Source organism: Streptomyces sp. NBC_00258, from assembly GCF_036182465.1.
Lineage (GTDB): Bacteria > Actinomycetota > Actinomycetes > Streptomycetales > Streptomycetaceae > Streptomyces.
This window is the reverse complement of sequence record NZ_CP108081.1, coordinates 6,652,946-6,671,370: the sequence shown is the minus strand read 5'-3', so window position 1 is coordinate 6,671,370 and position 18,425 is coordinate 6,652,946. Positions and strand designations below refer to the sequence as shown.

The following is an 18,425-nucleotide window of genomic DNA, read 5'->3' as shown; positions in this document are numbered from 1 at the left end:
GCACCGCCTACGTCCGAGGGCCCCGACGGTCCCGCTACCGGTCCCGATCAGGACCGGTGCCGGGGCCGGGCGGGCCGGAACGGGGCCCGGCGTCCGTGAGCGCGGCGCCGAGTTCCGCTCTGCGGCGGATGCCCAACTTGCGGTAGGCACTGGTCAGATGGGTCTCGACGGTACGTCGGGCCAGGTGCAGCAGCTCCGCTATCTCCATGTTCGTACGGCTCTGCGCGGCGAGTTCCGCGATCCGGCGTTCGCTGGCGGTGAGCGAACCGGACCCCGTCCGTGCCGTCGCCGCGCGGCGGGCGCCGCCCTCGCGCAGGGCCGCTTCCGCCGTCGCCCTCATCCGGACCGCGCCCAGCCGTTCGGCGCGTTCGGCCGCCTCCCGGAGTGACTCGCGGGCCCGCGCCCGCTCCCCGACGGCGGTGAGCCGGCGCCCCTGCGCGATCAGCGCCGGGATCAACTCCGTGTCGACCGGCTCTCCGCCCGGGGCCACGATCCCGCCGCCGTCGTCGTATGCCTCCTCGGGGGCCGCATCAAGCGTCGCATCGGGCGTTCCGGCCGACGCCCCGTCGGCTTCCTGCCGCAGGACCCGTACCGCCCGGTCCGTCAGTTCGAGGCCGCGGCGGCCGCCGGTCGCCGTGCCGAGGACGCGCAGGGCCCGGCCCAGGACACGGGGCGTGTTCCACACCGTGGCGAGGCGGAGTTCCTCCTCGGCCAGGGCCAGGGCCTGGCGAGGCCGGCCGAGCGCCAGATGGCACTCCGCCGACGCGGTCCGCCAGGGGGTGACGACCGGGCTCACCACGTCCCGTGCCGACTGGTGGCGCCCGCACTCCAGGAAGTCCCCGAGCGCGCCCGCCGGATCGCCGGTGGCCGCGCGCAGGACACCGCGCGCGTACAGGAAGCGGTTCAACTCCCAGGAGTTGTGCGGGTTCTGGAGGTCGAAGCCGTCCGCGAGACGGGTGGCCTCCTCCGTTCGGCCCGTCTCGACGAGCGCGATCAGCGCGTGGGCCTGCGCGTTGGCCGGATCCGGCCGGCCCGGGGCGGGGCTCAACGCCCCTGGTTCGGCGAGCAGTTCGGCGTAGGCGCCGCGAGCGGCGGCGATGTCGACCCGTACGTTCTGCAGCGCCAGGTGCATCGGGTGCAGCAGGGACGGGCGCTGCCCGGTCAGGCCGCGCCGTACGAGCCGTTCGGCCTCGTCGAGCTGGTCGGCCCACTGGGCGACCGCGGCGGCGGTGCCCAGGAGGAACCCTTCCGCGAGCGGGTCGGCCGGCTGCGCCAGCAGGGCGCGGATCCGGCGCATCGCCGATGCCGCCGAGGTCAGACCGGCGGTCGACTCGTACCGCACCAGCAGCGCCTGCCCTGCCGTGCCGACCAGCCGCGGCGAGCGCTCGGCGGTCTCACGCAGCCAGCGGTACACCTCCTGCCGTATCCCCGGGTCGTGGTCGGACAGCAGCGCCGAGGCGGTCTGCACCGTGCGGACCAGGTCCGGATGGCCCGTCAGATGCTCGCTCTCCAGGCCGCGCAGCACGTCGATCGCGGTGCGCGCCTCACCCCGCCGGGCCAGCGCCGTGCCCAGCGCCACCGCCGCGCGCACCCGGTCGCGTGGCAGTCCCGGCAGCCGCACCGCCTCGGCGAGCCGCGGTATCCCGGCCGTCGACCGTACGGTGGCGTACTCCAGCGAGCCCAGCTCGGTGAGGACCACGCTCCGGCGGGCGGCGGGCATCGGCTCGTCGAGGACGCGACGCAGGAACGCCAGGGCGTCGTCGCTGCGGTCGTCCCGGACGGCCATGTCCGCGGCGTCCAGCAGGACACCCGTCGCCCACGCCTCGCCGACCGGGGCGGACCGCAGCAACTGCCCGGCCACCGCCTCGGCGCGGTCGCCGCGGCGCAGCATCGCCTCGGCCGCCCGTTGGTGCGCCGCCTGCCGCAGGGCGCCCGGCCAGCTGCTCAGCACCGCGTCCCGCAGCAGCGGATGAGCGTAGCGGGGCCGTCCGCCGGGGCCGGGGCGCAGCAGCCCCAGGCCGGTCATCGCGGTGAGCCAGCCCGGTACGCGGGCGGGGTCGGCGCCCGCCGTCCTGGCGAGCAGCCCGGCGTCGGCGTCCGCGTGACCGCCCCGGCCGCCCTCGCCGTCCCCGTCCCCGTCCTCACCCTTCTTGTCGGCCTCGTCGTCCTCGTCGTCGGCGACTTCCAGGGCGGCGAGCGCGCGGGCGACCTCGGTGGTCGTGGGCCCGGCGCTGTCCAGCCACCAGGACACGGCGGCCGCGTAGGAGCCGGGGTAGAGCGCCGCGCAGCTGTCCGGAAGGGCCGCCGGGGCAACCTCGGGGGCACTGCCCCCGAGGTCGTCCAGCAGGGCACGGAGCAGCAGCGGACTGCCCGCGCCCGCCCGTACGCAGTCGTCCACCCACTCGGCCGGGACGGGACGGCCGAGGGCCGAACGGACCAGCTCCGCCGCGGAGCCGGCGCTCAGCGGGGCCACGGTGCGGGTGCGGACGAGGGCGGGGGAGAGCGTGTGCGCCAGACCGTCGGCAGGCGGATCGATGTCGTACTGGCTGCGTTCGGTCACCACCAGCAGGACGGGTAATCGGTCGATCCGCCGCACCGCCTCGACCAGCCAGCGGCGCGAGGACTCGTCGGCGAGGTGCACGTCGTCCACGGCCACGAGGAGCGGCGCGTCGTCCGCGTACGAGCGCAGCAGACGCCACAGCCGCGCGGACCTGCCCCGGTGGGGCGGGGTGCCGGGCGGATCCAGCTCCTCCCCGGCGGCCGAGTCGAACCCGGGGCCGTGTGCGAGGAGTTGGAAGACGGCGCCGAACGGTACGGAGGTCTGGTCCGGCGAGCAGCGGGCCCGCAGGACGCGCATGCCGGCCGCCTCCGCCTGCTCGGCCGCGGCCTCCAGGAGTGCGGTACGGCCGGTGCCGGTGGCACCGCGCAGCAGGACGAGACGGCCGGACCCGGCCCGGGCCCGCTCGGCCTCGGCGGCCACCAGCTCCAGTTCCTCCCGGCGCTCACGCAACGCTACGGACATCCCTGCCTCCCTCGTGGCCGTGGTGCGTTCCGCTGTGTGGGACGGGGTGGAACGCGCCCTCCGTTGCCTGACATGACCCACGAGCCGCGAACGCGGTGCCGCCGATCTCGTGGTGTGTCTCGTGGTGCTCCACGATTGCGCCGGCCACACGGGTCACAGAAGTGTTGTGTGCGCACGCCTGTCACAGACCCCACAGAGGTGACGGGCCCGTGGACATAGGGGATACGGTTGCGCAGCTCATTCGGGACCACGGCTCCCGGCACGGACGGATCCGAGTCCCGCATACCGGTGTCGGTGCACGCGTGGGACCCGATCTCCCGGGAGGGAACGCTCGGCCAGCTGCGGCAGCACCCGGTGATCGACCTCCGCGAGGAGAACGAGACCGGGCCGGACACCGTCGCCCTGCTGGTCAACGACACACTGGACGAGGCCACGCTCTCCCGGCTGCGCAGACTCGTGCGCAGCGAGGGTGCCCGTGCCGTCCTCGTGGTGAGTGCGATCCGCGAGACCGAACTCCTCGACGTCATCGAGTGCGGCGTCGGGGCGATCGTGTGGCGCCACGAGGCCACCGCGCACCGGCTGGTGCAGGCAGTCGTCGCGGCCTCCCGCGGCGACGGCGACCTGCCGGCCGATCTGCTCGGCCGGCTGATCAGCCAGGTGGGGTCGCTGCACCGCACCGCGAGCAGCCATCCCGGCGCCCCCTCCTCGGGGCTCGCACCGCGTGAGGTGGACGTACTGAGGCTGGTCGCCGAGGGGCTCGACACCGGAGAGATCGCCAGCAAGCTGTCCTACTCCGAACGGACCGTCAAGAACGTGATGCATGGGCTCACCACCCGGCTGCATCTGCGCAACCGGGCGCACGCCGTGGCCCATGCCCTTCGGGAAGGCTACATCTGACCGAACGGGCAATCGAATATGGACAGTTGGGCAATCCGGTCTGCCCGGTGACCGTCCCCGGCGTGCCTGCGGAGCCGGGGGCTCCGCGGGGGACGATCGGTAGGGCACGATCGGTCACGACAGCGGTACCGGTGTCGGCACGGGCCCGGTCGGCCCGCCGGAGTCCGGCTGCGACACGGCACAGGCACAGCAGGGCAGGAGCACGACGGTGATCCACGAGGTGGACGAGGTCCTCAAGCGGCTGCTCGGGGGCGGCGCGCTCGCCGGTTCCGGCATCGAGATCGCCTTCGAGGCCCCGACCCGCGACTGGGCGGCCCGGCGCAACGCGCCCGCCGTCAACGCCTACTTGTACGACATCCGGGAGGACGTCTCCCGGCGCCAGCGCGGCCAGGTCTCCGTCCGTGACGAACGCGACGTGATCATCCGCCGCCGCCAGCCGCCCCGCTGGTTCCGGCTGTCGTACCTGGTCACCGCCTGGACCAAACAGCCCCAGGACGAACACCGGCTGCTCTCCGCGGTACTGGCCACGATGCTGCCGCACGAACTCCTGTCCGCCGACGAACTCCCGGACGCGCTCCGCGCACTGGGCCTGTCCGTCCCGCTCACGGTGGCGGGGCTGCACACCGAGTCCCGGTCCCTGGCCGAGATCTGGTCGGCCCTCGGCGGCGAACTCAAGCCGTCCCTCGACCTCGTGGTCACCGTGCCCTTCCCGGCCTTCCCCGAGTACGACGTCGGTCCCCCGGTCACGGAGGGCGTGGTCCGCGTGCGCGGCATGGACGGCACGCTGGACGGCTCGCAGGAGCGCACCCACCGGCCACGGCAGCCGGCCACCGCGTCGGACACCGGAGAACCGCAGCAGTGAAGACGTACGCCCCCACCGCCTCCCCCACGTCCGGCGCGCTTCTCGTCCGCCTCGCCCGACTGCGCGACCGGGTCGCCGAGTTGGTCGCGAGCCGCAGCGCCGTCGACCCCACGGCGGACGATCCGCTGCGCGGGCTCTACCTCTCCGACGAGGCCGTACGGCATCTGCTGGGGCCCACGGCGGTGTCGTACGCCGGTGTGTTCGAGAACGCGCCCGGCTCCGAGGACACGTCCGTCTCCGAAGGCACGGAGTCCGCCACCCCGGCCACCCGGCTGGAGCGGCTCGCGGTGCGTCTCGGGCTGACCGAGCTGGACACCAGGATCCTGCTCATCGCCCTCGCGCCCGACCTGGACCGCTCCTTCGAGCCGCTGTACGGGTACCTCAACGACGACGTCAGCAGGCGCCGGGCCACCGCCGGTCTGGCGCTCGACCTGTGCGGGCTGCCCGCGCACCTCGCCGAGGCGCGGGCCCGGTTCCACCCCTCGGCGCCGCTGTCCGCGCTCGGGCTGCTGACCGTCGAGGAACCCGAACGCCCCTTCCTCAGCCGTTCGTTGCGCGTACCGGACCGGCTCGTCGCCCATCTGCTCGGCGACGACACCCCGGACGCGGCACTCGCCGGCAGCGTCCACCCGCTCGGCTCACCCTCGTCCGTACCTCTGCCCCTGCCCTCGGCCTCGCACGACGAGTTCACCGCCCGGCTGGCCGCCCGGCTGGCCGTCGGCCCCCGCACCGTCTATCTCCGCGAACACCGCGAGGGCGACGGGCTCGTGTGCGCCGCGGCCGCCCTGCGCGCGGCGGGTGTCGGTGCCCTGCACTTCACGCCCACGGCAGCCGGGGAGCCGCTCCCCGAACTCCTCTCCGACGTTCTCCCCCGGGTGCTCCGCGAGGCCCGGCTGCGCGACCGGGCGCTCGTCGTGTCACCGCTGCCGGAGAAGCCGGGCCCGCTGCTGCGGGCCCTGACGGAGGCCGGCGTACCCGTGGTGCTCGTCGGGGCCGGGCCGTACGACCCCCAGTGGTGCGACCGCGATCCGCTGGTCCTCGACGCGCCGCGGCCGCACGCGGGCGCCGTGGACGCCTGGGCGGCCGCGCTCGGCACCGGGACGGACGGTCCGGGTTTCGACCTCGCCGCCACCGTCGCCCCGTACCGGCTCGGCGGCGACCGTATCGAGCGCGCCGCCCGCGCGGCCCTGGACCTCGCCAGGTTCGACGGCACCCCGGTGACCGCCGCCCATCTGCGGCTGGCCGCCCGGCAGCAGTCCGCGTCCGGGCTCGAACGGCATGCCCGCCGGATCCGGCCCGACGTCGGCTGGGACGACCTCGTCCTGCCGGACAGGCCCCTCGCCCAGCTGCACGAACTCGCCCTGCGCGCCCGCCACCGCGACCAGGTCCTCGGCGACTGGCGGCTCAGCGCCGGAGGCGGCCGGGGCCACGGTGTCCTCGGGCTCTTCGCGGGCGAGTCCGGCACCGGCAAGACACTGTCCGCCGAGGTCGTCGCCGCCGAACTCGGCCTGGACCTCTACGTCGTCCAGCTCTCCTCGATCGTCGACAAGTACGTGGGCGAGACCGAGAAGAACCTCGAACGGATCTTCACCGAGGCCGACCGCACGGACGCCGTGCTCCTCTTCGACGAGGCGGACGCCGTGTTCGGCAAGCGCTCGGAGGTCAAGGACTCCCACGACAAGCACGCCAACATGGAGAGCGCGTATCTGCTCCAGCGCCTGGAGTCCTTCGACGGCATCGCCCTGCTCACCACCAACCTGCGGGCCAACATCGACGAGGCGTTCACCCGGCGGCTCGACCTGGTGGTCGACTTCCCGTTCCCGGACGCCGAGCAGCGCCGGGCCCTGTGGCGGCACAGCCTCGCCCATGTCCCGTGCACCGAGGACATCGAACCGGCGGCGGTCGCCCGCGACTTCGAGATGGCGGGCGGCTCGATCCGCAGCGCGGTCGTCACCGCCGCCTATGCGGCCGCGGGGCGCGGTGCGCCCGTCACCACCGCCGACCTGCGGGAGGGTGCCGCGCGGGAGTACCGCAAGGCGGGGCGGCTGGTGCCCGGAGAGGGCAACTGGTAGCCGTCGTCCCGCCGCCCGGATGAACTGCGGCGGGCCCTGTGGTGCGCTGCGGGGCGGTGGGGGCTGGTCGCGCGGTTCCCCGCGCCCCTTACGGGGCGCGGTCCCGTGTCACCCCGCGCCCCTGAGAGGGCGCGGGGCCGCGTCACCCGCTCACACGGTGAACTTGACCGCTTCGAGCCACAGGTCGTTGCTGAGGGTGCCCCCGAAGATGTAGCCCTCCCCCTCGCCGGGCTTGTCGCAGCCCATGCCGTGCCAGCCCTCGTTGCGGACATGGGTGGTCTGGCAGACGGAGCCGCCGCCGTCGTCGACGTTGATGGTGAAGCCGAGCAGGTTCGGGGCGTCCTGCTTGGTGCTGCCGAAATAGTTGTCGATGCCGTCGGGCGCGAACGACCACGGCTTCCCGTTGTAGTGGCCCTTGCCGTCGGTCGACCCCGGGAAGTGGACGAAGGCGGCGCTGCCCGTGCGCTTGGCACCGGACACCGCGATGTTGAGGGCCTTGAGCGGCTTGTCCTCGCCGACCGTGCCGGCCGTCTCGCCGTCGCACACCGCGTCCGTCCAGCCCTTGCCCGTCACGAAGGCCCGGTAGCAGATGTGCCGCCCGCCTGGGTCGTCCGCGGCCAGTGCCTGGACGGCGGTGGCCGCGGTCTTCTCCGGAGCCTTCTTCTTCTCCTCCTCGGAACCGCCTCCCGCCCCGCCACCGCCGCCCCCGGCGTCCGGCGACTGTGCCGCGGGCGGGGGTGTCGAGGCGGGAGCGGTGGGAGTGGGCGGCGGAGGCGGTGTCGCCGAGGGACTGGGCGCCAGCGTGCTGACACCGGCCTCGTCGAGCCTCTCCTTGGCCTCGCTGCGGACCTGGGGCTTGTAGGCGATCCACAGCATCACGAAGGTGATCGCCAGCGCCATGAAGACACCGAGGAAGGTGGCCAGCCAGCGCGGCAGGAACCCGCGCTGCACATACGTGCCCTCGACGTCGAGCGGCGCGACTCCCGACCGCTGGACGGCGAACTTGTACGGCCGCTCCTCCTTCGACCCGAACCAGATGATCTGCCGCGGCTTCAACGTCGCCTTCACGAACGCCGCACGGCCGGGCTCGATCTGCACATTGCTCGGATGAAGGTCGTACGAGAGCTGATCGCCGTTGTCACTGCCACTGACCGAGGCGGTGAGCTTCGTGTTGCCGAGATTGTCCACGGCCAGCTTGGGCCGGCCGCGGAAACGCCCCTTGACGGTGGGCGGAACGAGCTCGGCCCGCACCTCCGTGAAGGGGGTGATGGTGAGGTTGCCCTCGGGGACGGTGACCGCCTCGGGGTGTTCGGTCGGGGTGATGCGCACGGCGTACGGATTCGGGCCCGCCGTCGCGTCCGGCGTACGCGGCGGCGCGAACGTCAGCTCCACCGTGCCGGTGGTGCCGGGATAGAGCCGCAGGGTCTGCGGCTCTACAACGGTCCAGGGCGCGACATCGCCGACCGCCTCGAAGCGGTACTCGTCGACCACGTCACCGGTGTTGCGCAGACGCAGCCGTACGGTCGTACTGCCACCGGGGTCCACAGTCGCGGACGCGGGTTCCAGGGAAGTCCACAGGCTCACGTTCAGTCCTCATCGGGGTGGATGATCTGCCACTCCTGGTCATCGGTGACGGTGCAGTTGAAGAGCATCAGGGTCACTTCTTCGCGGACGTCGTCGTTGCCCGCGACTTCCAGGCACTTGTTGTCGCTCTTGGCGTTGCGGATCCAGTAGCCGCCGCTCTCCTGCTTCGCGAGCCACCACAGCTGGTTGTCGCTGGTCGTGCCGTCACAGGTGAACTCCGTGATTTTCGTGTGAATGGGAGCCGCCCCGAAGTTCGGCAGATCCATGCACAACTTGTCCTTGACGTTGCGGATCTGGATGAGATCAGTGCCGCCGGGGCCGCCGTTCTTGACCTTGACCTCCAGGTTCCAGAGCTGGTTGTCGGCGGCGGTCGGATCGCAGGAGAACTGCTGGACCCGGCCGTCCCTCTTGCCCACGCCCTCGCCGGGAATGTCGGCACACAGCTTGGTGGACAGGTTCTTCAGGACGACGTTGCTCGCGGGCAGCAGGCTCTTGGGCTTCTCCTTGGTCTGCTCGGGCTTCGGCTCGCCACCGCCACCGCCGTTGTCCGCAGGGGCGGACGGGGCCGGTTCCGAGGCCGAAGGCGGCGCCGAGGGCGCCACCGGTTTCGCCGAGGGGCTGGGCGCCAGCGTGCTGACACCGGCTTCCTGGAGTTCCTTGGCCTCGCTGCGGACCTGGGGCTTGTACGCGATCCACAGCATCACGAAGGTGATCGCCAGCGCCATGAAGACACCGAGGAAAGTGGCCAACCAGCGCGGCAGGAACCCCCGCTGCACATACGTCCCCTCGACATCCAGCGGAGCGACTCCCGACCGCTGCACGGCGAACTTGTACGGCCGCTCCTCCTTCGACCCGAACCAGATGATGTCCCGGGGCTTGAGCGTGGCCTTCACAAAGGCCGCACGCCCCGGCTCGATCTGCACATTGCTCGGATGAAGGTCGTACGAGAGCTGATCACCGTTGTCACTGCCCGCGACCGACGCCGTGACCTTCGTATTGCCGACATTGTCGACAGCAAGCTTCGGCCGCCCCCGGAACCGCCCCTTCACCGTCGGCGGCACCAACTCCGCCCGCACCTCCGTGAAGGGGGTGATGGTCAGGTTGCCCTCGGGGACGGTGACCGCCTCGGGATGCTCGGTCGGGGTGATGCGCACGGCGTACGGATTCGGGCCCGCCGTCGCGTCCGGCGTACGCGGCGGCGCGAACGTCAGCTCCACCGTCCCGGTGGTGCCGGGATAGAGCCGCAGGGTCTGCGGCTCCACGACGGTCCAGGGCGCGACATCGCCGACCGCCTCGAAGCGGTACTCGTCGACCACGTCACCGGTGTTGCGCAGACGCAGCCGTACGCGCGTGCTGCCGCCCGGATCCACCGTGGCCGACGCGGGTTCCAGAGATGTCCAAAGGCTCACCCTCGGACGCTACTCGCGGGGCCGACGCCGGGTCAGGAAGCCTCGGGGCATGATGCGTGCCCGAAGAGGCGGGCCCGGCTGCCCCGGCTCCCGGCCCTGCGACCGTGGACGATCTGCCACCGCCGGTTGTCGTCGGTCATCACCTCGCACCGGAGCCGTGCCGCAGGAATGAGGGCAGGGTTGGCTGCCTGAAGGAGCAGACCAGTTGGCCACCCGGCCGGCACAGAGTGGGCCGGGAGTGCCCCTCCGGCTCTTCTGCCACAGGCGTGGCACCGGTACAACGGCGTGAGGAGAGAGGACGGTACATGCACGCATACGAGCGCCTGGGCACGGGTCTCGACGCGGGCCGCGACCGGGGGCGCACACCCCGGACGTCCGCCCCGCGGCCGACGACGACTGCGGCCCACTTTGCCCACCTCCAGAGCATGGCCGGAAACGCGGCGGTCGCCCATGCCGTCCAGCGGGACCGGCACCAGCACGCGCCCGGCTGCGGACACGGTGAGGACCAGGCGGTGGTCCAGCGGGACACGGTCGCCGACGCGGTGCACTCGTCGTGGCGTCCGCTGGAGCCGCGCATCCGGGAGCGCGCCGAGAACGGGCTCGGCATGGACCTCGGAGACGTCCGCGTGCACACCGACGCCGTCGCCCAGCGCTCGGCGGTGCAGTACGGCGCCCGCGCATACACCAGCGGCAAGGACATCGTCGTAGGTCCACAGGGTGTGGACGACGAGACGATGTTCCATGAACTCACCCATGTCAGGCAGCAGGCGTCGGGCCCGGTGGCGGGCACCGACAACGGGGCCGGCGTGAAGGTCTCCCACCCGAACGACCCCTTCGAGCAGCACGCGGCCGAGAGCGGGCGCAGGCTCGCCCAAGGCGTCGCCCCGAACCTCACGATGCCGGGGACCGGCGGCCCGAGTACGGACGGCGGCGCCGCCCCGGTGCAGCGGTACCAAGTGTTCGAGCCGGGCCAGGAGGGCTACCCGACCAAGCACCCGGACCCGGACGACCAGCAGTTCTTCGTCGGGCAGGACAAGAACGAGCAGGGCAGCTGGTACGACCAGACCGACCCGCCCCTGCCTCACTACGTCTACGAGGACAGCGTCCGGCTGGCCGTCTCCGACGACTTCAAGCTCGCCGTGCAGCACGGCGCCGGCGAGCCGAAGACCTTCTTCGCCACGGAGGCGAAGATCAAATCCGCCAACGACAAACTGCCGGACCTCACCAAGGGCAGGGGCGTCGCGCTGGAGAAGACCGGCCGGCATCTGACCTTCGAGGGGTCCGGTCGCAAGGAGGTGCTGTACGAGGTCCGGCCGAAGGGACGGCCGAAGGCGAACGCGGCGGAGGAACAGCACGGGCTCGACGTGCGCGTCCCGCAGCGCTGCAACGCCATGGCGGAGTTCGTGACCGGGCAGCGCTCCGTGGACTACAAAGGCGACGACGTGTACTGGGAGTCCCTGGGCAAGGCGCTCGACAAACTGGACCCGGGCAACAAGTACGAGAAGCGCATCAAGGCGTCCGTCAAGGATCCCGAGTCCGGCGTCTTCGAGACCCTGACGCTCCAGATGAGCGGGCTGTTCCAGAAACTGCTCCAGCAGAAGCCGGACGAGATGGAACGCGTACTGAAGCGGTTGGAGCTCAACGAGCACGCGAAACTCCCGAAGGTCGGGGACGCGATGATGGTCAAGGCGGAGCCCGACGAGGAGCAGCTGCAGAGTATGAGGAGCGGCGAGATCACCGGCGTCACGCCGTACCACTTCGGCGGTGTGGTGGCGAAGGCCGGCAACGACTACGTCACCATGGAGAACTACGCGCGCGGCGAACAACCGCCCCGCTCCACGCTCGACGGGGGCGATCCCCTCTGGTACTTCGCGATGTACAGCAGTAGTCAGCCGGGGCGGAGCTGGCACGAGTGCTGGGCCACGCCCAGCACCAATCTGGTGGGCGCGGCACTGACCATCACCCTGCGAGGCTGAACGCACGCCGGACAGGTGGCAGTTGCCCTTGAGGGCAGAGAAACTGCCCCCGGTCGGGCCCCACAGGACGTTTCGAGGGACGCGCTTCGCGCGTGAGGGTGAGAGGCGTCCTGTCTCGTACCCCGAGGAGAGCAGAGCATGCCGTCCTACCTGTCGCCCGGCGTATACGTCGAGGAGGTGGCCAGCGGCTCGCGTCCCATCGAGGGGGTGGGCACTTCGGTGGCGGCCTTCGTCGGGCTCGCGCCGACCGGGCCGCTGAACGAGCCGACCCTGGTGACCAACTGGTCCCAGTACGTCGCGGCCTTCGGCGACTTCACCGACGGTTACTACCTCGCGCACTCGGTGTACGGGTTCTTCAACAACGGCGGCAGCGCCGCGTACGTCGTCCGTGTCGGCGGCACCGCCGAGGGCGCGGCAGGAAACGGCGCCCCGGCCGCCGTCTCCGGCTCCGCCGCCCCGGCCGCGCTCCCGGCGGGCGAGCCGAAGCAGCTCGGCACCTTCAGCGTGACCGCCGTCGCGGGCGGTTCGCTCAGCGTCGAGGTCGCCGACGCCGAGGGCGAGGGCCCCGCCGAGCGCTTCAAGCTGATCGTCAAGGAGGGCGACAAGCCCGTCGAGACCTTCGACGTGACCGCCAAGAAGGGCGGCCGCAACTACGTCGTCACGCAGGTGAAGGAGCGCTCCAAGCTCATCACCGTGCAGGAGTCGGCGCCCGCCGCCCAGCTCGCGCGCCCCGACAACCAGACCGTGGCCCTGGCGGCCCCCGCCGCCCCCGCCCCCGTCACCCCCTCCAAGGCGAGCGACTCCCACCCGGGCCCGGCCCACTACCTCGGCGACTCCGCCGACCGCACCGGCTTCGGCGGTCTGGAGGCCGTGGACGAGATCTCCATGGTCGCCGTCCCGGACCTGATGGCCGCCTACCAGCGCGGCGCGATCGACCTGGAGGCCGTGAAGGCCGTCCAGCTCGGCCTCATCGCGCACTGCGAGCTGATGGGCGACCGCGTCGCCGTCATCGACCCGCCGCCGGGCCTGAACGCCCGTCAGATCCGCGTCTGGCGCCAGGAGACCGCGGGCTACGACTCCAAGTACGCGGCCCTGTACTACCCCTGGGTCAAGGTCTTCGACCCGGCGACCGGCCAGTCCCGCGTGATCCCGCCGAGCGGCCACGTCTCCGGCATCTGGGCCCGCAACGACTTCGAGCGCGGTGTGCACAAGGCGCCCGCCAACGAGGTCGTACGGGGAGCGGTGGACCTGGAGCTCCAGATCACCCGCGGCGAGCAGGACCTGCTCAACCCCATCGGCGTCAACTGCATCCGCGCCTTCCCGGGCCGCGGCATCCGCGTCTGGGGCGCCCGCACCATGTCCTCCGACCCGGCCTGGCGCTACCTCAACATCCGCAGGTACTTCAACTACCTGGAGGAGTCGATCCTGCTCGGCACCCAGTGGGTGGTGTTCGAGCCGAACGACCACAACCTGTGGGCCCGGATCCGGCGCAACGTCTCGGCGTTCCTCGTCAACGAGTGGCGCGGCGGCGCCCTCTTCGGCCAGCGGCCGGAGGAGGCGTTCTACGTCAAGTGCGACGAGGAGACCAACCCCCCGGAGTCCGTGGACGTCGGCCGGGTGATCTGCGAGATCGGCATCGCCCCCGTCAAGCCCGCCGAGTTCGTGATCTTCCGGCTGGCCCAGTTCTCCAGCGGCAGCGGGGAGTTGGAGGAGTAGGCCCGTCCGCCTGCGCCCCCATCCCTAGCAAGCCTCTTCGTACGCCGGCCCGTACGTCGCGTCGTACGCCATTGCCAAGAACCCTCAGAAGGACAGAGAACAGATGAGTCTCAGCCCGGGTGACGCCCTTACCTCACATAATTTCGGTCTGCAGATCGACGGCGTGATGGTCGAGTACCTCGCGGAGGTCAACGGCCTCAGCATCGAACAGGACGTCATCAAGCACCTGTCGAACTCGGCGCAGGGCAGGCCCGAGGTCAGTCTGATGCCGGGTGTGCAGAAGGACGGGCAGTGCACCGTGGTGCGCGGAATGACCCAGTCCCCGGCGTTCACGACGTGGATCAACGACTCGATCGCGGGCCAGATGAGCACGGCCCGCAAGAACGCCTCCATCATCATGATGGATTACCAGAACAATCCGGTGAAGCGGTACAACATGCGCAACGCCTGGTGCAGCAAGATCGACGCCAGCGCCCTGAAGGCCGGCGAGGCCTCCGCGCTCACCGAGACCGTGACCATCGTCTTCGAAGAACTGGTCATCGAGTAATGCGGCGTACGGCTGCCAGGGCGGGCGCGGGCCCGGTCGTGGACGCACCGGCGCCGGCGGTGACGGGGCCGGAGCAGACCGCTGCGCCGGCCCCGGCGCCCGCGCCCGCCCCCGTGTCGGTGCCGCAGCAGCTGCGGACGGAGTTCCCCTTCGAGCTGCCGCGGGGGTACGTCGACGCGTCGGGCACGGTCCACCGGGACGGTGTGATGCGTCTCGCCACCGCACGGGACGAGCTGATCCCGCTGCGGGACGTCCGTGTCCAGGAGAACCCGGCGTATCTGTCGGTGGTCCTGCTGGGCCGGGTCATCACCAGCCTCGGCACGCTTCCTTCGGTGCACGACGGGGTGGTGGAGAACATGTTCGCCTCCGACCTCGCGTTCCTGCAGGACTTCTACCGTCAGGTCAACGCCGAGGGCCACACCCGCGCCGCCGTGGAGTGTCCCCACTGCTCGGAGCCCTTCGAGGTCGAACTCGGCGGGAGCCGCCTGGGGGAATCGTGACGTACGCGACCGACCGGCTGCACGAGGAGATCGCGTACGTCGCCTACCACTTCCACTGGAGCCTGGAGGAGATCCTGGACCTCGAACACCAGGACCGCCGCCGCTTCACGGAACAGATCGCGTCCCTGGTGACACGGGGCGGGGCGGAGGGCTGAGCCGTGGGGTTCTTCGACCGACTGAGGGGCGGTTCGGCGACGCCCGCCGCGAACTCGGGTCCCGGGGAGGGCGGTTCCTCTCATGAGGGCGGCTCCTCTCCTACGGGTGCGAGTACGTCTCCTACGGGCGCGGATGCGGGTACGGCCATGGGGTCCGGGCCGGCCACGGTGGCCGGCTGGGCGGGGTTGCCGCCGATCCAGCGGGCCGCTGCCGGGCGGACCGGTGTCGCGGACTCCGGGTTCGGGGGGCGGCTGAGCACCTGGCAGAACCCCTCCTTCACCGGAACCCTGTCCCACGCCGTCCTGGACGGAGCGCCGGGCGGGCTGGTCAGGAACGCGCTCACCACGTCGGCGAGGCCCGTCCCCGGACTCGAACCGCCCTCGCACACCCTGCTGCCGGTGAGGTCCGACGAGCCCGAGGCCCAGGGCGACGTGGGCAACGACGCGGTACCGGTCCAGCGTGCGCCGCGTCCGGTCACGGCGTCCCGCCCGGCGGGCCCCCGGGTGACACCCGTACCGCCCCGGTCCCACCGGCCGAACCCGTTGACCCGGGCGCCCGCCACGCCTGCCGTGCAGCGACGGGCTCTGCCGGCCGCACGACGGCAGGCCACGGGCGGCGTCACCGGGACACCGGACCGTACGGCGTCGGACACGGGCGGACCGGGCGCGGGCGCGGCCTCGGGGGCACCCGCTGCGGGGGCGGCGGTCGACGCCGGGCGTCCCTCAGGGGCCGGCCCTGTCGACCCGGCCGGCACACCGGCCGCCTCCGGCAGCCCCACTCCGGGCAGCCCCGTTCCGGGCAGTCCGCCTCCGACCGGGGCCGTCGGCCCGGTGTCCAGTGGAGGTACGGCGACCGGCTCCGGCAACCGGTCCGCCGGAACCGGCGGTACGCCGACCGGTCCCGGCAACCCGGCGACCCGCACCAGCGGTGCGGCCGTCAACGTCCAACGGGCGACCCCGAGTTCCACCGGCACGGCGCCCCGTCCCGGCAACCCGGCACCCGGCCCCGTCCGTCCGGCGACCGACCACGGTGCCCAGGCGACCCGACCGGGCGGACCGGCAGTCGGCCCTGCCCCCAGGCCGGCCGCTTCCACCGGTACGACATCCCAGGCCGGCACCCGTACAACCGATGTCGGCGGCGAGGCGGCGCGCCCTGCCGCCGGTACGGCGAGCGGCGCCCCTGCCGACAGGTCACCCGGCCCCGGCGGCGCGGCGCCCGTCATCCCCGACGCCACGCCTGCCGGGCCCGGCAACGCGACGGTCGACGTCCAACGAGCTGCGGCCGGCTCCCGTGGCGCGGCACCCGAGCGCGCCGAAACAACCACCGGTCCCAGCAGGACAACCACGGGTCCTGACGCCGCACCCGCCAGGCCGGGCAACACCGTGGTCAACGTCCAACGCGCGACGACCGGTTCCGGCAGCGCGACGACCAGTTCCGGCGGCGCGACGTCCGGGACCGCCCCGACGACCACCGGTCCCGACAACGCGGCGGCCCGCGTCCAGAAGGCGGCGGCCGGCCCCGGCAACACGCCGACCAGCCCTGCCGGGACGGCCACCCGCTCCAGCAGAACCGGGGAAGGCCCCGGCCGCACTGCGACCGGCCCCACCGGCAACGCGGTCGACGTCCAGCGGGCGGCAGCCGGCACCAGCCGCACGACGGCAGAGCCCGCCGGAACACCGACCGGACCCGGCCGGACGGCGGACGGGCCGGGCGGCACGGCGACCGGACCGAGCGACGCGAGCAACGCGGCGACCGGCGTCCAGCGACGGACTCCCACCGGCTCCGCCGGCACGCCGACCTCCTCCACCGGAACGGCGACCGGCCCCAGGGGCGCGGTGGCCGACGCCGGAGGCACGGCGACCCGCTCCGGCGGCGCGGCTGTCAACGCCCAGCGACCGACGGCCGGTTCCGGCGGCGCGGCCGTCAACGTCCAACGGGCGACGACCGGTTCCGGCAGCACGGCCGCCACACCGGTCACCAACAGCTCCGCCGGTACGGCGACCAGCCCCGGCAACCCGGCACCCGGCCCCGTCCGTCCGACGGCCGGCCACGGCCAGGACGGCCCGGCAACTCAGCCGGCCGGTCCGGCAGCCGCCCCTGCCAACAGGGCGGCCACCTCCACCGGTGCGGCGACCGGCACCGGCAACCCCGTGGCCCCGGGCTCCCCGGCCGGGACGGCTGCCACCACGAACTCGCCCTCCTCCGGCCCGAGTCGAGGTGGCCCCACCGCCCCCGCCGTCCCTACCGTCAAGCCAGTTGCTCCGAGCACGCCGTCCGGCGCGGGCCCCCGCCCGGTACAGCGGAGCACCTCCGGCCCGCCCCGGCGCCTGGGCCTCGGTGCGCCGACCTCGGGGAACGTGTCCACCACCGGCCCGACGACCGCACTCCCGGGGCCGCCGCCCCACCCCTCCGTCGCCTCGGTCACCCCTCCGACCTCGAACCCTCCGACCTCGAACCCTCCGGCTCCGCCGACCGGCCCGGCCGCACCCCCCGCCTCACCCACCGGCGCCCCGCCCGCCCCCTCGCACACCCCGGTCCAGCGCGCGACCACGCCGGCCCCTCGGCAGCGCCCCCTGCTCGGTGCTCCCCTCTCCGCCGTGCCCGCGGACGCGGAACCCCTCTCCGGGCGCACCTCGCCCGGCAGTTCGGGTCTCGCCGGGCCGCCCGCCGTCCAGCGTGCGGCGACAGCGCCCCAGGGAAAGGCACCGGACCGTACGCCCGGACCGGCAACCGGGATTCACGGAACTCCGGCTCCGACGCCCGCACCGGCGGCACCGCCCCACCGCCCTCCGGCCGTACCTCTGCGGGCCCCGGCCGCCGACGCCCCCGCCGTACAACGCGCCACGGCGATCCCCTCCGGCGCGGGGCCCACTGCCAGAAGCAGCAACCACGCATCCGCCCCGACAGCGCAGCGCACGACCACGACCACGAGCGCACCCCCGCCTGCGCCCGTCGCAGGCACTCCGATGCGCGGCCTGGCCCCCGCCCGCGCCCTCGCCCCGGCCCTGACGCCCGCGGCACCCCCACCCCCCGCCGGCGGGCACGGGGCAACCCCGGTCGCCGTCCCGCTGCGTCGCCCCGAGCCCACGAGCGGCCGGCCCTCGTCGCCGGGCGCCGGGCCGGCGGTGCAGCGGGCCGTGGCCCCCGGCGCTCCCGTCGGCCGTGCCGTGCCACTCCTCTCGGCCGCCAAGTCGGGTTCCGGTACCACCCCGCCCGTCGTCACCCCCAGGACGACCCCGCAGGCTCCGACGCGGGCAAGTGCCCTTCCCACCCAGCCAGTTGTCCAGCGGCACGCCGCTGCCGCACCCGCCCCCACACCCATCCCCGTACAGCGGGACGCAGGCGGTGCGCCCCAGCCGACGCCCGCCAGGACCACCACGGCCGTGTCGACCGTCACGGCCCACGGCACCTCGTCGCGCGACACGTCCGCGTCCGGCTCCACTAGTGACCCGCACAAGAAGCACAAGACGCCCGACCCCGACCCCGACCCCGACGAACCACTGCCCGGGTACACCCCGGTCGCCAAAGGCCAGTTCGACCCCCGTTCCCTGACCGACTTCCAGCTCGACGAGCTGACACACAGGCTGATCGGCCGGATCACCCGGCTGGTCCGTACCGAACTGCGGCTCGACCGGGAGCGGATCGGCAAGCTCCGCGACCCCCGCCACTGACCGGCCACCAGCC

At 73.1% G+C, this 18,425-nt stretch carries 12 protein-coding genes; 9 read left to right on the top strand and 3 right to left on the bottom strand.

From position 1 onward, the window contains the following. Positions 1-34: 34 nt before the first annotated feature. Positions 35-3,022 carry an AAA family ATPase gene (locus OG718_RS29770; RefSeq protein WP_328845651.1) on the bottom strand — a complete coding sequence of 996 codons (2,988 nt, stop codon included), beginning with the start codon at positions 3,020-3,022 and terminating at the stop codon, positions 35-37. Between the two features lie 228 nt (positions 3,023-3,250). On the opposite strand from OG718_RS29770, the gene OG718_RS29765 reads away from it, so the two are divergent. The 3 genes from OG718_RS29765 to OG718_RS29755 all read left to right on the top strand — a co-directional run bounded on the left by OG718_RS29765 (position 3,251) and on the right by OG718_RS29755 (position 6,853). Next, positions 3,251-3,919, top strand: coding sequence for a helix-turn-helix transcriptional regulator (locus tag OG718_RS29765; protein ID WP_306939127.1), 669 nt, complete (start codon positions 3,251-3,253; stop codon positions 3,917-3,919). A 208-nt stretch (positions 3,920-4,127) separates the two neighbouring features. Then, positions 4,128-4,781, top strand: coding sequence for a DUF4255 domain-containing protein (locus OG718_RS29760; RefSeq protein ID WP_143640099.1), 654 nt, complete (start codon positions 4,128-4,130; stop codon positions 4,779-4,781). Continuing rightward, on the top strand, positions 4,778-6,853 hold the full coding sequence (locus OG718_RS29755) for an ATP-binding protein (protein WP_328845650.1): 2,076 nt from the start codon (positions 4,778-4,780) through the stop codon (positions 6,851-6,853). The genes OG718_RS29760 and OG718_RS29755 overlap by 4 nt, the downstream gene beginning before the upstream one ends. Before the next feature lie 150 nt (positions 6,854-7,003). On the opposite strand, the gene OG718_RS29750 is transcribed toward OG718_RS29755, so the two are convergent. Further along, a complete protein-coding gene (locus OG718_RS29750; protein WP_143640095.1) occupies positions 7,004-8,437 on the bottom strand; it encodes a hydrolase in 1,434 nt (477 codons plus the stop codon). A 2-nt stretch (positions 8,438-8,439) separates the two neighbouring features. After that, the gene (locus tag OG718_RS29745) at positions 8,440-9,846 is read right to left on the bottom strand and encodes an RICIN domain-containing protein (RefSeq protein ID WP_328845649.1); all 1,407 of its coding nucleotides are present in this window, start codon (positions 9,844-9,846) and stop codon (positions 8,440-8,442) included. 305 nt (positions 9,847-10,151) lie between these two features. Between OG718_RS29745 and OG718_RS29740 the strand changes: the two genes are divergently transcribed. The 6 genes from OG718_RS29740 to OG718_RS29715 all read left to right on the top strand — a co-directional run bounded on the left by OG718_RS29740 (position 10,152) and on the right by OG718_RS29715 (position 18,412). Next, positions 10,152-11,822 carry an eCIS core domain-containing protein gene (locus OG718_RS29740; RefSeq protein ID WP_328845648.1) on the top strand — a complete coding sequence of 557 codons (1,671 nt, stop codon included), beginning with the start codon at positions 10,152-10,154 and terminating at the stop codon, positions 11,820-11,822. 138 nt (positions 11,823-11,960) lie between these two features. After that, positions 11,961-13,538, top strand: a complete 1,578-nt coding sequence (locus OG718_RS29735) for a phage tail sheath subtilisin-like domain-containing protein (protein ID WP_143640091.1) — start codon at positions 11,961-11,963, stop codon at positions 13,536-13,538. A 103-nt stretch (positions 13,539-13,641) separates the two neighbouring features. After that, positions 13,642-14,085, top strand: a complete 444-nt coding sequence (locus OG718_RS29730) for a phage tail protein (protein ID WP_143640089.1) — start codon at positions 13,642-13,644, stop codon at positions 14,083-14,085. Next, positions 14,085-14,585 (top strand): hypothetical protein, encoded by a 501-nt coding sequence (locus OG718_RS29725; protein ID WP_143640087.1) that lies wholly within the window; start codon positions 14,085-14,087, stop codon positions 14,583-14,585. Before OG718_RS29730 ends, OG718_RS29725 begins: the two co-directional genes overlap by 1 nt. Continuing rightward, positions 14,582-14,740 (top strand): DUF6760 family protein, encoded by a 159-nt coding sequence (locus OG718_RS29720; protein WP_186001281.1) that lies wholly within the window; start codon positions 14,582-14,584, stop codon positions 14,738-14,740. The genes OG718_RS29725 and OG718_RS29720 overlap by 4 nt, the downstream gene beginning before the upstream one ends. Before the next feature lie 147 nt (positions 14,741-14,887). Further along, complete coding sequence (locus tag OG718_RS29715; protein ID WP_328845647.1) at positions 14,888-18,412, top strand: hypothetical protein; 3,525 nt, start codon at positions 14,888-14,890, stop codon at positions 18,410-18,412. Positions 18,413-18,425: the final 13 nt, after the last annotated feature.

What these genes read in the sequence shown, in the direction of transcription:
- OG718_RS29730 (WP_143640089.1), top strand. Translation starts at nt 13,642, where the DNA reads ATGAGTCTCAGCCCGGGTGACGCCCTTACCTCACATAATTTCGGTCTG.
- OG718_RS29715 (WP_328845647.1), top strand. Translation starts at nt 14,888, where the DNA reads ATGGGGTCCGGGCCGGCCACGGTGGCCGGCTGGGCGGGGTTGCCGCCG.
- OG718_RS29725 (WP_143640087.1), top strand. Translation starts at nt 14,085, where the DNA reads ATGCGGCGTACGGCTGCCAGGGCGGGCGCGGGCCCGGTCGTGGACGCA.
- OG718_RS29735 (WP_143640091.1), top strand. Translation starts at nt 11,961, where the DNA reads ATGCCGTCCTACCTGTCGCCCGGCGTATACGTCGAGGAGGTGGCCAGC.
- OG718_RS29740 (WP_328845648.1), top strand. Translation starts at nt 10,152, where the DNA reads ATGCACGCATACGAGCGCCTGGGCACGGGTCTCGACGCGGGCCGCGAC.
- OG718_RS29770 (WP_328845651.1), bottom strand. Translation starts at nt 3,022, where the DNA reads ATGTCCGTAGCGTTGCGTGAGCGCCGGGAGGAACTGGAGCTGGTGGCC.